The sequence below is a fragment of the Robiginitalea aestuariiviva genome (assembly GCF_029537735.1).
Classification (GTDB): Bacteria; Bacteroidota; Bacteroidia; order Flavobacteriales; family Flavobacteriaceae; genus Robiginitalea; species Robiginitalea aestuariiviva.
On the sequence record NZ_JARPUQ010000001.1, the window covers coordinates 1,088,014 to 1,101,563 of the forward strand.

The 13,550-nt window shown below is 55.8% G+C and carries 15 protein-coding genes; 7 read left to right on the top strand and 8 right to left on the bottom strand.

Annotated features, from left to right (window positions below):
* The first annotated feature begins 10 nt into the window (after positions 1–10).
* Both OZ410_RS04840 and OZ410_RS04845 read left to right on the top strand, forming a co-directional pair.
* Positions 11–757: an SDR family NAD(P)-dependent oxidoreductase gene (locus OZ410_RS04840; protein ID WP_277706787.1), complete on the top strand. Its 747-nt coding sequence runs from the start codon at positions 11–13 to the stop codon at positions 755–757.
* Positions 754–1,890: an ATP-binding protein gene (locus OZ410_RS04845; RefSeq protein ID WP_277706788.1), complete on the top strand. Its 1,137-nt coding sequence runs from the start codon at positions 754–756 to the stop codon at positions 1,888–1,890. Before OZ410_RS04840 ends, OZ410_RS04845 begins: the two co-directional genes overlap by 4 nt.
* On the opposite strand, the gene OZ410_RS04850 is transcribed toward OZ410_RS04845, so the two are convergent.
* Together OZ410_RS04850 and OZ410_RS04855 are read right to left on the bottom strand one after the other, a co-directional pair.
* Positions 1,887–3,818: an amylosucrase gene (locus OZ410_RS04850; RefSeq protein WP_277706789.1), complete on the bottom strand. Its 1,932-nt coding sequence runs from the start codon at positions 3,816–3,818 to the stop codon at positions 1,887–1,889. The two genes, OZ410_RS04845 and OZ410_RS04850, sit on opposite strands and share 4 nt — an antisense overlap.
* Complete coding sequence (locus tag OZ410_RS04855) at positions 3,815–4,768, bottom strand: carbohydrate kinase family protein (protein ID WP_277706790.1); 954 nt, start codon at positions 4,766–4,768, stop codon at positions 3,815–3,817. Before OZ410_RS04855 ends, OZ410_RS04850 begins: the two co-directional genes overlap by 4 nt.
* A 216-nt stretch (positions 4,769–4,984) precedes the next feature.
* On the opposite strand from OZ410_RS04855, the gene OZ410_RS04860 reads away from it, so the two are divergent.
* From OZ410_RS04860 to OZ410_RS04870, 3 genes are read left to right on the top strand one after another with little or no spacing between them, the layout of a single operon-like run.
* Complete coding sequence (locus OZ410_RS04860; protein WP_277706791.1) at positions 4,985–6,103, top strand: SPFH domain-containing protein; 1,119 nt, start codon at positions 4,985–4,987, stop codon at positions 6,101–6,103.
* A gap of 40 nt (positions 6,104–6,143) precedes the next feature.
* On the top strand, positions 6,144–7,229 hold the full coding sequence (locus OZ410_RS04865) for a TFIIB-type zinc ribbon-containing protein (protein ID WP_277706792.1): 1,086 nt from the start codon (positions 6,144–6,146) through the stop codon (positions 7,227–7,229).
* Complete coding sequence (locus OZ410_RS04870) at positions 7,226–7,951, top strand: metallophosphoesterase (protein ID WP_277706793.1); 726 nt, start codon at positions 7,226–7,228, stop codon at positions 7,949–7,951. The genes OZ410_RS04865 and OZ410_RS04870 overlap by 4 nt, the downstream gene beginning before the upstream one ends.
* A gap of 16 nt (positions 7,952–7,967) precedes the next feature.
* Here OZ410_RS04870 and OZ410_RS04875 read toward each other — a convergent pair whose 3' ends face one another.
* The 6 genes from OZ410_RS04875 to OZ410_RS04900 form a co-directional block, all read right to left on the bottom strand.
* The gene (locus OZ410_RS04875) at positions 7,968–8,486 is read right to left on the bottom strand and encodes a hypothetical protein (RefSeq protein WP_277706794.1); all 519 of its coding nucleotides are present in this window, start codon (positions 8,484–8,486) and stop codon (positions 7,968–7,970) included.
* Between the two features lie 503 nt (positions 8,487–8,989).
* Entirely contained in the window at positions 8,990–10,543 is a 1,554-nt protein-coding gene (amaB, locus tag OZ410_RS04880) for an L-piperidine-6-carboxylate dehydrogenase (protein ID WP_277706795.1), read from the bottom strand.
* Between the two features lie 90 nt (positions 10,544–10,633).
* Entirely contained in the window at positions 10,634–10,999 is a 366-nt protein-coding gene (locus OZ410_RS04885; RefSeq protein ID WP_277706796.1) for a DUF1304 domain-containing protein, read from the bottom strand.
* Between the two features lies 1 nt (position 11,000).
* Positions 11,001–11,543, bottom strand: coding sequence for a 3-hydroxyanthranilate 3,4-dioxygenase (locus OZ410_RS04890; RefSeq protein ID WP_277706798.1), 543 nt, complete (start codon positions 11,541–11,543; stop codon positions 11,001–11,003).
* Between the two features lie 78 nt (positions 11,544–11,621).
* Positions 11,622–12,101, bottom strand: a complete 480-nt coding sequence (locus OZ410_RS04895) for a CAP domain-containing protein (protein ID WP_277706799.1) — start codon at positions 12,099–12,101, stop codon at positions 11,622–11,624.
* Positions 12,102–12,283: 182 nt separating this feature from the next.
* Entirely contained in the window at positions 12,284–12,802 is a 519-nt protein-coding gene (locus OZ410_RS04900; RefSeq protein WP_277706800.1) for a CvpA family protein, read from the bottom strand.
* Between the two features lie 71 nt (positions 12,803–12,873).
* On the opposite strand from OZ410_RS04900, the gene OZ410_RS04905 reads away from it, so the two are divergent.
* Both OZ410_RS04905 and OZ410_RS04910 read left to right on the top strand, forming a co-directional pair.
* Positions 12,874–13,230 (top strand): hypothetical protein, encoded by a 357-nt coding sequence (locus tag OZ410_RS04905; RefSeq protein ID WP_277706801.1) that lies wholly within the window; start codon positions 12,874–12,876, stop codon positions 13,228–13,230.
* Positions 13,227–13,541, top strand: coding sequence for an antibiotic biosynthesis monooxygenase family protein (locus tag OZ410_RS04910; protein ID WP_277706802.1), 315 nt, complete (start codon positions 13,227–13,229; stop codon positions 13,539–13,541). Before OZ410_RS04905 ends, OZ410_RS04910 begins: the two co-directional genes overlap by 4 nt.
* The last annotated feature ends 9 nt before the right edge of the window (positions 13,542–13,550 follow it).

Genomic DNA, 13,550 nt, shown 5'->3' on the forward strand with positions numbered 1-13,550 from the left:
ACCCTATCTGATGGAACAGATCGCATTGATTACAGGTGCCACCAGCGGCATCGGAAAAGCCACTGTAAACGAACTGGCCCGAAAGGGCTACCGCATTGTGGCCTGTGGCCGCCGGCAGGACCGCCTGGACGAGCTGAAGGCACAATGGGGGGACCAGCTCCATACCCTGGCCTTCGATGTCCGGGACCAGCCTGCAGTGGCCGGGGCCATCGCTGCCATCCCAGAATCCTTCCGGCCCATCCGGGTATTGGTGAATAACGCGGGCAATGCCCATGGACTGGACCCCATACAGTCCGGTTCCCTGGAGGACTGGGATGCCATGATCGATATCAACGTAAAAGGCTTGCTCTATGTAACCCGGGCGGTCCTGCCCATGATGCTTGAAACCGGAGAGGGCCATATTATCAATATTGGCTCCACGGCCGGGAAGGAAGTATACCCCAGGGGCAATGTGTATTGTGCCAGCAAGCATGCCGTGGACGCGTTAAACCAGGCCATGCGTATTGACCTGAACGAAGCCGGCATCCGCGTGGGCGCGGTTAACCCCGGGTTGGTCGAAACGGAATTCAGCCAGGTGCGCTTCAAAGGAGATGATACCCGGGCAGCCCAGGTATACCAGGGGTTCCAGCCGCTTACCCCGGAAGATATTGCCGAGATTATTGCCTTTGCCCTGAGCCGCCCGCCCCATGTGAACATCGCAGACCTGGTGGTGATGCCAACGGCCCAGGCCAGCAGTACCATTGTCCGGAAAGAATGATCAATAAGCGGCTGCTGATCAAAAGCCTCCTGGCGCACAACGACGAAAACAGTTTTTACGATAAAAAGCGCTTTATCGATATTGGCACCAAGCAGGGAAAGGCCAAATTCCTGAAACACGTCTGTGCCCTGGCCAACAGCAACCCAGCCAACCGGTCTTACATTGTGGTGGGGGTGGAAGATGCCGATAACGCCATTCTGGGGGTCGATTTCTTTGATGACAGCAAAATCCAGAACCTGGTAAATGCCTATCTGGACCATCCCCCGAAAATCGCCTACGAAAATGTGCAGTTTCCCAACCTCCCGGAGGGCAAGGTGGTGGGATTGGTAACGATCTCTGCTTCCGGGAAGGTTTGCGCCTTGCGGAAAAATATCTGGAAGTATTTTGCCGGGATGGTATTCTTCCGGGAGGGCAGTATCAGCAAACCCGTGAAGGAAGCCCAGGAGCTGGTCGATGTCAATTCGGAAGTGGTGGGCCGCATCGAACAGCACGCCCGCAATAATATTGAGCTTACCCTGGACGGGGTTATTGACTTTATCAATTACCGCCACCCGGACCTGCCCAGCCACTACAGGGTCTTTAAGGAGCAGTTTGTGGTGTGCTGGGCGGGCCACCGGAAGGTGGTTAAGGAACAGGAGTATTTGTCGCGGGTAGACATTGAACTGATCAACGAACAGGTCAAATTGTTTTATTCCGCCCTGGACGAGGTGTCCATCCGCCTGGACGAAAACTCCTTCACCATTGTGGAATACGTGTACCTGGGGCTGGAACGGCAGAAACATTACTACCCCCTGGAACAGGTTGCCATCCGGTTCCGCGAAAACGGGGCGTACCATATCGAAAGCGAGCTGATCTTTGAACCGCCCCAATACGAACGCAAGACCCTGCACCACATCTACAATTCCAGTACGGCAGTCCTGACCCGCCTGCGCAGGGGCATCCCTTTAAAACCAAGGGAGTGGGAAGATTTGGTACAAGTCCCTTCCCTCTTACTGATCTGTTACCTGAACGGTTTTGAAAATGCCCGCGAAGTTATGCTGGAGGCGCGTACCTGGATGAAGGGTTACCACCCGGATGCCCACGAATCCCTGAAGGAAGCCCTGCGAATTTTGCGTAAGGTGAGGTACAGTTAGAATTTTTTCAACCAGAGTAAGGCATAGGGCTCCAGTTCCAGCAAGCCGCTGTGAATGGAGGTTTTACTGCCATCGACCAGATTTTCATACTGCCCGCCGGAAAGGTATCCCAGGCGTTCCACCCAGCTGGCATTGAGCACCTGTGGTGCGGCGTCAAAATTCGCGATCACCAGCAGGCCCCCGGTGTTACCGCGCCGCTCCATGACCAGCAGGTGCGGGTTGCCCGGGAGGTGCCAGGAAGTGTTGTTGGCGTCCGTGAGCTCCGGGAGGGATTTCCGCAGTCCGATCAGGTGCTGCAGGCTTTGGAAAATACGCGTGGCAGGCAGGTCCGGCTCGCCAAGCCGCGCAACGGTATCCCAGTCGTGTATGGGGCGGTTCACCCAGCGGCTGTCGTCTGCCATATCCGGGTTTTTCAGATAGGAGTAATCATTGCGCATTCCCAGTTCATCCCCGGCATAGACCAGGGGCACGCCCGGGGCGGCCAGCACAATCCCGTAGAGCATAACCAGCTTATCCATGGCTGCGGTTGTGGCTTCCATATCTCCCGCCTCCAGTGCTTTTTCCAGCCCCAGCAGGGAGGCGGCACTGCCCGTGATGCGCCCGTCTCCGGTAAGGGGGTTGTACATAAACACGGCCCCGGCTGCCGGGGACCAGTCCAGGCGCTGGCAGTAATAGTCCAGCAGGAAACGCCGGTGCATCTGCGGGTTCCAGCCCAGGGCTGCAATATGGGCATCGTCAAAGCCCAGGCCAATATCGTCGTGGCAGCGGATGTAGTTGATCCAGGTGCAGGACTCTGGTTTAGCCGGCATTTCGTGCAGGCTCTTGTAGAGTAACAGGGTCTTTTTGGTGGCCACTGCATCCCAGAGGCAGGCCATCAGGGTGGCATGGTAGGCCAGTTCGCAGGCGTTTCCTTCCAGGCGCCCCTCCCCGAAATACTTCACAATTTCGTGAGGAGCCACAATGGCTTCGGCTAAAAGGACCACCCCCGGGGCCACGGTTTGCAGACAGAGCCGGAACAGGCTGATGAGCCTGTGGGCTTCCGGGAGGTTTTGGGAAACCGTACCTATTTTTTTCCAGAGGAAGGCCAGGGCGTCAAACCGCACCACGTCAATCCCCAGGTTGGCCAAATGGACCAGGTTGCCAAGCATTTCGAGGAATACCTCCGGGTTGGTGTAATTCAAATCCCACTGGTAGGTGTTGAACACGGTCATAACCCAGCGGTCCATCTCGGGGATGTAGGTAAAATTTCCGGGGGCGGATTCCGGAAAGATTTCAGGCAGGCTGGCCTCAAAGGCATCGGGCACGCTGCGATCCGGATAGGTGTAGTAATACTGCTGGTATTTCGGGTCTCCGGCCTTGGCCTTTACGGCCCATGGGAATTCGTCTGAGGTGTGGTTGACCACAAAATCCAGCATCAGGCAGATGCCGTGCTCGCGAAAGGTTTTGGAGAGCTGCTTAAAATCCGCATCAGTGCCGTAGCGGGGGTCAATGTCGGTGTAGCTGTTTACGGCGTACCCCCCGTCACTGGGCCCTTTTGGCCGTTTGGTTAGGGGCATCAGGTGCAGGAAATTGATGCCCAGTTTCTGAAAATAAGGCAACTTAGCCTCCAGGCCTTTCAGGTCTGTACTGAAACGATCCACATAGAGCTGCATCCCCACCCACCGGTGGGATTGGTACCAATTTCCCTCCTGCTGGCGTTGGAGGTCCTGGGCTTTCAGCGCTGCCGGCCGCTGTTCAAACCATTGGGCCAGCAGGCCATGCAGGCGGCTAAAGGCATCCTCCTGGTCCGGATACAATCCGAAGAACAGATCCTGCACCAATGTGAAATTGGCTGCGAGCCTTTTTTCGAACAATTCGCGGGGGATTTTCCGGCCCGGGGCCTGTAGTTTTTCTCCGGCCAGTAAGCGGTGTATTGCGTTTTGGTTCATGCCAGGGCTTGCTGGAGTTGTTGGCGGTCCGGCAGGGATTCTATGGCGCCAAAACCTGTTGTGGTGAGGGCCCCTGCGGCATTGGCTACCCGGACCATTGAGGCCAGGGCATCAAAATCCTGCCCTACTTGCAAGGGATTGTCAGTGCGGGCAAGCTGTTGCAGCAGGCATCCGATAAAGGCATCGCCTGCCCCGGTAGTATCCACGGCCTTAACCGGGATGCTGGGAACAACGGTTTTGCGTTCTCCCATACTCAGCAAGGTGCCGTCCTTTCCGAGGGTAACCACAATGATTTCAACCCCTTTTTGATGGAGGAGGTTACAGGCCTCCATGGTATCCTCGGCACCGCTCAACAGCTGGGCTTCTTCCAGGCTGAATTTGCAGAGGTTTGCCTTTTCGATAAAAGGGGTACATTTTTTTACAAAATCGGCTTCCCGGTTTTTCCAGAGATCCTGCCGGAAATTGGGATCAAAGCTGATGAAGGCCCCGCAGGTAAGGGCGTCGAAAAAATAATGATTATAGGCAGCCTCCAGTGGCCCGCCCAATAGAGCGGTAGCCGCACCCAGGTGGATGAGGTTGCCCTTGAAGTCCTCCTTAACCGATGGCAGGTATTTGAGTTCTCGGTCTGCGCCCCGGCTAAAGACAAAATCCCGTTCCCCGTCTTCGGCAATGGAAACAAAGGCCATGGTGGTGAAGGTGCTGCTGCGCTGCAGGTAACGGGTGTCTGCCCCCTGGCTTTCCAGGGTGTGCTGCAAGAAGGTGCCAAATGGATCTTCCCCCACGCATCCGATAAAGGCGCTTTGACCGCCGAGTTTGGATATGGCTGCAGCCACATTGGCCGGGGCCCCGCCTGCCTTGCGCGTAAACTGCTGTGCCCGGGAGAGGTTACTCCCCTGGTTTTCGGCTACAAAGTCGATCAATAATTCTCCGATGCAGAATACCTTTCTCATAACTGGCAGTACGGGCTTTGATGGCCGTGTTCAGGGTTGAAATGTACTTTAATTTGTGGGTTCCTCCCAAAATTGACCGATTTAAATAGGCTATATCTTTTTGAAATGCGCCGCAGATAGTATCTTGTAGGGGGTGAGAAAGATAAGCCGGGAAACTCCCCCAAGCCGGCCGACCTGGAGCACCGATTAAAGTTTAATCCTCTAACAAACAGCTGAATGGGCTTATTTGATGAAATTAAGAAGAAACTGAGCCACGAATTCATTGACATTGTCGAATGGCTGGACCAGAGCAATGACACCCTGGTCCATCGGTTCGAGCGCTACCAGAACGAAATCAAGAACGGGGCTAAGCTTGTGGTGCGGGAAGGGCAGCAAGCGGTATTTGTAAACGAAGGCCAGCTGGCGGATGTCTTTGGCCCCGGAACTTACGAGCTAACCACCAAAAACCTGCCTGTCCTGACCACCCTGAAGGGATGGAAATACGGCTTCAATAGTCCATTTAAGGCGGAAGTTTACTTTGTGAATACCCGGCTGTTCACCGATGAAAAATGGGGCACGAAAAACCCGGTGATGCTCAGTGACGAACGGTTTGGCCTTACCGAAATCCGGGCCTTCGGGACCTATAGTTTCCGGATATCCGACCCGGGCAAATTTGTCGTAAACGTGGTAGGCACGGACGGGAATTTTACCAATTATGAGGTGAATGAACACCTGAAAAGCCTGATCGTTACCCGCTTTACGGATACCGTAGGGGAGGCCAACCTCCCCCTCGAGCTCTACGCGGCCAACACGAGCGAACTCTCGGAAACCTGCCGGGAGGTCATGAGTCCCGAATTCGGGCGGGTCGGGATAGAGCTGGAAAAATTCTACATCGAAAATGTCTCCATGCCCGAGGAGCTTAAAAAGGAAATCTTCGAATACAGCCGGCTCGATAAGCTGGACCTCTCCCGCCTGGCCCAGTTCAAGGCGGCCAAGGCCATGGAAGCCGCGGCCTCCAACGAAGGGGGTACCGCCGGGGCCGGAATGGGGATGGGGATGGGCTTTGTCCTGGCCCAGCAAATGGGACAAATGATGCATCCACCCGCAGCAGCGGGCCCTGCCGCTGCGGTTCCCCCGCCAATACCCGCTGCCGTAGCTTACTACTATGCCCTTGGCGGGCAACAACAAGGGCCGGTGCCATTTGAGCGCCTCAAGGAACTCTTTGCCGCCCGGACCATTAACCGGGATACCCTGGTCTGGAAGCAGGGATTAGAGGCCTGGACGCCATTGCAGGAAATCCCGGAACTCAAATCCTTCCTGGGGGGCAGTATGCCCCCTCCTTTACCCGGAGCCTGATCCCTGAAGGAATCCCGCTGGGGCACTGTTGTTAGCTGCTATGCAAGAGACTATCCAACATTCCGAAAACCGCAAGGCGTGTGCCCATTGCGGGGCTGAACTGCTGTACAAGCCGGGCTCCGATCAATTGAAATGCCCGTATTGCGGGTTTGAGGCATTTATTGAACCCAATCGCAAGAGTTTCGAGGAACTGGAGCTGGAGCACTACCTGGACATAACCGGGAACCATGCCCATACGGATACCATCGAATTGCTGCATTGTAAGAATTGCGGGGCCAACCAGCATGTGGAAGAGCGTTTTAAGTCTCTGCATTGCGCCTACTGCGGGGAGCCGCTAATCCGGGAAGACCTGTTCCGGGAAGGGTGGGTCCTGCCCGGTGCTGTGGTTCCCTTCCAAATTGACCATCAGCGGGCCGGGCGTATTTTCCGGGATTGGGTCCGCAAGCTTTGGTTTGCGCCGTCCAAACTCAAACGGGCTGCTCTGGACCCCGAAGCCATTCACGGGTTGTACCTTCCCTTCTGGACTTTCGATGCCCGGCTAGATGCGGATTATTCAGGAGAACGGGGGGATTATTATTACGTAAGAGAACGCTACCAGACCTCTAAGGGGACGCAGACCCGTCAAGTGCGAAAAACGCGGTGGCGCCCTGCTGTCGGAAGTGTTTCCGGGTTTTTGGACGACATCCTGATTCAGGCGTCCCAGACAGCTGGCGGGGCTTTGCCGGGAGCGGTTCACCATTGGGATTTAAGCGCCCTAAGGCCGTTCCATTCCGATTTCCTTTCCGGTTTTACGACCGAAAAGTATACTGTCTCCCTGAAAGAAGGACATCAGCGCTCGTTCCGAAAGGCCAAGGAAACGGCATACCTTTGGATTCGCCGGGATATAGGCGGGGACGACCAGCGTATCCACCATGCGGACATCCGGCTATCGGAGGAAACCTTCAAACACATTCTGCTTCCGGTGTACGTGAGCAGCTACCGCTACAGGGGTAAGGCCTACCGGTTTTATGTTAACGGTCAAACGGCTCAGATCCACGGAAGCCGGCCGTATTCGGCCTGGAAAATATTCCTGACGGTGTTGCTGGTCCTGTTGCTGGTGGCTGTAATAATCTGGGTAAGCCAATGAGAACACTGGTAATCGGCGACATACACGGGGGGCTGCTGGGCCTCCGGCAACTGCTGGAGCGGGCCGCCCCTGGCCGCGAAGACCGCCTTATTTTCCTGGGGGACTATGTGGATGGTTGGAGCCAGGCTGCCGAGACCGTAGATTTCCTGATAACGCTCGCCACCCGGCACACCTGCATATTCCTGCGGGGCAACCACGACGACCTTTGCCTGGACTGGCTCCGCGACAACAGGCAACCGGAGTTGTGGCTGCGTTCCGGAGGCGCCGCTACCCAAGCTTCCTATCGGGGTGTCGGGGCGGCCGAGCGGCAGCGACACATCCAATTCCTGGAGAGTACCCTGCCCTATTTTCTGGACACGGACAGCCGCCTGTACGTGCATGCCGGATTTACCAACCAGCGTGGGGTGGAGCATGAATATTTTTCCAAAACCTTCTTCTGGGACCGGACCCTTTGGGAGATGGCCCAGGCACTGAATCCCGGACTGGACCCGTCCCACCCGAGTTACCCGCCCAGGTTGCGGCTGTACCGCGAAGTATATATCGGGCATACCCCGGTAACCCGCCTGGGCTACACCACGCCCCAAAGGGCGGCCGGGATCTGCAATGTGGATACAGGCGCCGCTTTCAAGGGGCCGCTTTCAGCCCTGGAGGTATCCTCTGGGCAGCTCTGGCAAAGCGATCCGGTGCACCTGTTGTACCCGGAGGAACAGGGCCGGAACTAAAGGTAGAAAGTAAGAGCTACAATTTCCCGTGGTCGTGTTCGTCCTGCCAGCGGGCCAATTCTTTCCATTTGCCTTCATAGGCCATACGGGCTTGCATGGGCCATGAGGAAGGGTCGTGGACCTTAAAGCGGTCCCCCCCGGAATCCAGGACTTCCTGGCACCGGGCTACCGAAGTGTCCGATAGGGCTTTCCAGGTATGAATATCAAAATTATGGAAGAGCCCTTCGATCTTCGGGCCAATGCCCTCCACAATCTTCAGGTCGTTTTCCTTCACGGACTTGCCAAAACCGGCTTTGGCCGCCTTGGGATCAAATGGGATGTTCGAGACGGCTTCCGCAGCTTGCCGGGCTTCGGAAAGGCGCACCTTGCATTGCTCCAATTCCGATTGGAGGCCTGCACTCCTGGACTTCTCGGCTTCCAGGGCAGCCCCGGCATCGCCACTTCGTTTTCCCCAGAAATAACCGATAATCAGGCAGACCACCCCAACCAGCAGGAGCAAAATCCATTGGGCGGTGCTCATTGTAGAAATATCCATATGGCGTCAGGTATTTGGTGTTAGCAAGAACGGGCCGTGGGGGCTAGGGACAAACCTGCAGCAGGCCGTACCGGGGGCAAATTTCCATGGCCACCAACGGAAGTTTAAGGTATTAAAAAAAACCCAATCTATCAGGGTCTCAGTGCCTTTTCACAACGGGAGAAGCATTCGGGGGCCAGGGCGGGGTACCACTTATACAATATTTGGTACCACCCATACAATTCGAAGCAGGGGTGTAGGTTTTGAAAGATATTTTCGGGTATCTCAGTTTCAGTCCTGCCCCTCCCGACAAGGTTACGGCACTGGGTCAGGACACCAATTCAAACCTTAATTGTTTTGGATTAGTTTGGTTAGTTTGGAAATCCGCCCTTGTTCCACCTCAACACCGGGCGGATTTTTTCTGTTTTTACCCCATTTTATCGCATTGCCTAAGGGACCAAAATAAAACATCCCCGCCGTTGCGGGGATGTCCAAAATGATTCTTGGGAATTTTCCCGAAGCCGTTACAGGTCGAATTTAATGCCCTGGGCAAGGGGAAGTTCTGCAGTGTAGTTGATGGTGTTGGTCTGCCTGCGCATGTACACCTTCCAGGCATCCGAACCGGACTCCCGGCCCCCGCCGGTTTCCTTTTCCCCGCCAAAGGCCCCGCCAATTTCCGCGCCGGAGGTGCCGATGTTCACATTGGCAATCCCGCAGTCGCTGCCTGCTGCAGAGAGGAAGCGTTCGGCCTCGCGCAGGTTGGTGGTCATTATGGCCGAGGAAAGACCTTGTTTAACTCCATTTTGCAGGGCGATGGCCTCGGTAACGTCGCCGCTGTATTTTAACAAGTACAGGATGGGGGCAAAGGTTTCTTCCTGTACAATTTCAAAGTGGTTGCTGGCCTCTGCGATGGCGGGCTTTACATAGCAACCGCTTTCGTACCCGCTGCCCGTAAGCACCCCACCGGGTACCAGCAGGTTACCGCCTTCCTTCACTACTTCCTCCAGGGCGTTCTGATACATGGCAACGGCCTGTTTATCGATCAGGGGCCCCACGTGGTTGTGCTGGTCCAGGGGGTTGCCAATGCGCAACTGCCCGTAGGCTTTGACCAGGGCGTCTTTAACTTCGTCGTAAACCGATTCATGGATAATGAGGCGACGGGTAGAGGTACAGCGCTGGCCGCAGGTACCCACAGCTCCGAAAACCGCCCCGATCACGGTCATTTTGATGTCGGCATCCGGGGTAACGATAATGGCATTGTTACCCCCGAGTTCCAGGAGGGAACGGCCCAGGCGGGCCGCCACAGCCTGGGCGACAATTTTACCCATGCGGATGGATCCGGTGGCGGAAACCAGGGGAACGCGACGGTCGGTTGTCATCATTTCCCCCACCTTGTAGTCTCCGTTGATCAGGCAGGAGATGCCTTCCGGCAAACCGTTTTCCCGGAAAACATCGGCAGCGATCTTCTGGCAGGCCACCCCGCAAAGCGGTGCTTTTTCCGAGGGTTTCCAGATACAGACATCCCCGCAAGCCCAGGCCAGGGCCGTATTCCAGGACCAAACCGCCACCGGGAAGTTAAAGGCAGAAATAATGCCCACAATCCCCAGGGGGTGATATTGTTCGTACATGCGGTGCCCGGGCCTTTCGGAATGCATGGTAAGCCCGTGGAGCTGCCGGCTGAGGCCAACGGCAAAATCGCAGATATCGATCATTTCCTGGACTTCTCCCAGGCCCTCCTGATAGGATTTCCCCATCTCATAAGAGACCAGTTTGCCCAGGGGCTCCTTGAGCTCCCGAAGCCGGTCGCCAAACTGGCGGACGATTTCACCCCGTTTGGGGGCAGGGGTCTCCCGCCAAACGCGGAAAGCGGCTTCGGCGGCCTGTACCACCCTTTCGTAATCTTTGGCGGTGGTGGCATGTACACTGCCGATCAGGGCCCCATCCACAGGGGAATAGGATTCAATGAGTTCCCCGGAGCCGAAACACTCCGAACCCGTAGAAGTTCCCGGGTTGGTGGGGGCGATCCCCAGTTGTTTTAAGGCCTGGTCTATTCCGAAATCCACAGCGGCTTCTGTCATTTTTAACTTTTTTAGTCTGTAATGTTATAGATGATACAAAATTACGAAATCTCCGGGGCCTTACCATAGGTCCCGGTTGGAATCTTATCCTCAGTGCAAGGCCAGGTTCATTCCAATAGCAAGCAGTGCAGGCAGTCCCTGGATCAGGAATATTTTCCGGTGGACGCTCCAGCCCCCATATATTCCGGCCACGGCAATGCACCCCAGAAAAAATAAGGTGATCTGCCTATGCCAAAGCGGGTCGCAGACCCAAAGGCCCCAAAGGAGTCCTGCGGCCAGGAAGCCATTGTACAGCCCCTGGTTGGCGGCCATGGCTTTGGTCTGGTGAAACAGGGGCTTGGGCAGATGCCCGAATACCCGCGGGCCACGGCTGGTCCAGGCAAACATTTCGAGCCAGAGGAAACCCAGATGCTGCAGTGCGATTCCCCCGACAAGGATATGTAGAGCCAGGACCATATTAGTCTTTTTCGGCTACAAAGCGCGGGTCCGCTTCCATCACCGTGCCGCACTCGGAGCAGGTCCGCAGGGACTCCGAGCCGTAGAAGTGCTCAAAATGGGCCAGGAAGTCCTTCTCGATGTCCTGCAGCGGAAAATAGGCTTCGTAGAGCTTGTGGTTGCAGTTGTCGCAAAACCACAACAGGCCGTCACGGGCGTTCAGGTGGGCCCGTTTGCGCTCGACCACCAGGCCAATGGAACCGGGCAGGCGTTCCGGGGAATGGGGTACCCGGGCCGGATGCAGGTACATGTCGCCTGCCCCCAGGGTAAAGGTTTTTTTGGCCCCGTCTTCCTGGATATGGACCCGGATCTCGCCCTCCAACTGGTAGAACAATTCCTCCGTTTCATTGTAATGGTAGTCCTTGCGGGCATTGGGGCCTGCCACCACCATTACGATATAGTCCTCGGCATCCCGATACAGGTTTTTGTTCCCTACCGGGGGTTTAAGCAGGTCGCGGTTTTCCTCCACCCATCGGTGCAGGTTGAAAGGGGGGGCTATAGCCATGGGATTTACATTTTGGATTAGCCTCCGAAAGGTACGAAAAACAGCTTCAAAAAGGGGGTTGAACCGGGAGGGCCGGCCTTACTGCTGGTAGAAGAGCTGGGTGAAATACAACTTCCCGTCCGGGGCCTGCTTTACGCTGATGGCCGTATGCGTAAAGTTGCCTTCGATGGTTTTGCGATGGGATTCGCTGTTGATCCAGCCCTGGAAGGCTGCCTGGGCATCCGGGTAGTCCTTGGCCACATTTTCTGCCACAGCAGTGGCGTTTGCCTCTTCGGCAATACTGGAAGCCCGGGCGCTGAAGTTGTAATGACTGATGGCTCCGGTGGCGATCATGTAATCCGTATGATCGTTGGCATAGGAATAGGCCACCGCACTAAAGGCCAGGGATTCGTACCCCAACTGGGCCCGATAGTCATTGACCAACCCCAGCAGCGCCTGTTCCACGGCGGGAACGTTGGCGGCGTGCGTTACGGGTACTTCTTCCAGGGATTCCTTGGAACAGGAAACCACCGAAGAAAGGACCACAACCAGTAATACTGCTTGCAGGAAATTTTTCATTTCGTGTTCTCATTGCAAGCAGGTCAGAAAGGTAAAGATTGGGGAATCTTTGAACCTTGGCAAAATAGCCAATTACCTAATATTACGCAATAGGGTCGGTTTCGGCCGGAAGGGCCCCTTAAAAATCGTTCAAACGCCGATTTTGTCGGGGAAGTGAGTCCAAATCCGTTATGCGGCCCGCTTTATTCGCCCAATGGATCACCATCATCGCCCTCTCTGGAGGGCTCCAGGACCCAGTGGAAAACAGCCGATCCCAGGCTGGTTAAAGGGGGGTATAAAAGCGACTCTTGAAGGGCCTCTTCGTCTACCAGGCGGATGAAGGCATTAGTCCGCTGGAAATACACCAGCAATGCGCCCAGCACTACGGCAACCTTCAGCATCCCGAATACGCCGCCGGCCAGGTTGTTCAGCATGCCCAGCATGGCCAGGTCTGCAATATTGGTCAGGAATTTACCCAGCAGCTGTACAACGATCACGATAATCAGGAAGGTAAGGATGTAGGAGGTAAGCTGTATATACCGCAGGTTCCAGTCCAGGCGGGCTTCCAGGTAATTACCGATCAGGTAGGAAAAATGGATGGCGCCGTAGATGCCGCCAATCAGGGCTATGATGGAGGCTACCTCCACAAACAGCCCGTTTTTAAGGCCCTTATAGAGGCCATAGGCCAGGAGAATACCGAGTATGCCGTCCAGGATCGTCATGCGTGCTTTTGGCAAATATAGCCTATTGATTTGTACCTTTGGGTCAAAGTTCCCTGCACGGGAAATTGCTAATGGCCCGAGACGAATTGCTTAAGGAACGCTGGGATACCCTCACCCGGAAATTGTCCGACCAGTTTGCGGAAGGAGCCCCCCTGGACCTGGATGCCATCATCTACCTGATCGGGATACAGGAACTGGGGCAATACCACCGGAAATACAAGAAGGACGAAAAAGTAAACCTGATGCATATTGCCATCTGCCGCTTGCTGGAACCCTACGGATATTATGCCTTTGATTCCTTCGATGCAGAGGGGTGGCCGCATTACACCCTGCTGGAACCCCTGCCGGTGTTGAAGGCCGGGGAACAGTCGGTGCTGATGAAGGAAGCCATTGTGGGGTATTTCCTCGAAAAAGAATATTTGCCATGACGCCCGCCCCACCGTATTATGCTGTGATTTTCACCTCCCAACGCACTGCCGGGGACCAGGGGTATGCCAAAACGGCGGCCCGGATGATGGAGCTGGCTGCCCGCCAACCGGGATACCTGGGGGTGGAACACGCCCGGGAGGAGATCGGCATTACGATCAGCTATTGGGAATCCCTCCGCGCCATTGCGGGTTGGAAGGCCGAGGCAGAGCACCAATGGGCCCAGCAACGGGGACGGGAACAGTGGTACAGCTGGTATACCGTCCGCATATGCCGGGTAGAACGCGCCTACGAATTCCGCCCGGATGCCTGAGGCGCAGCC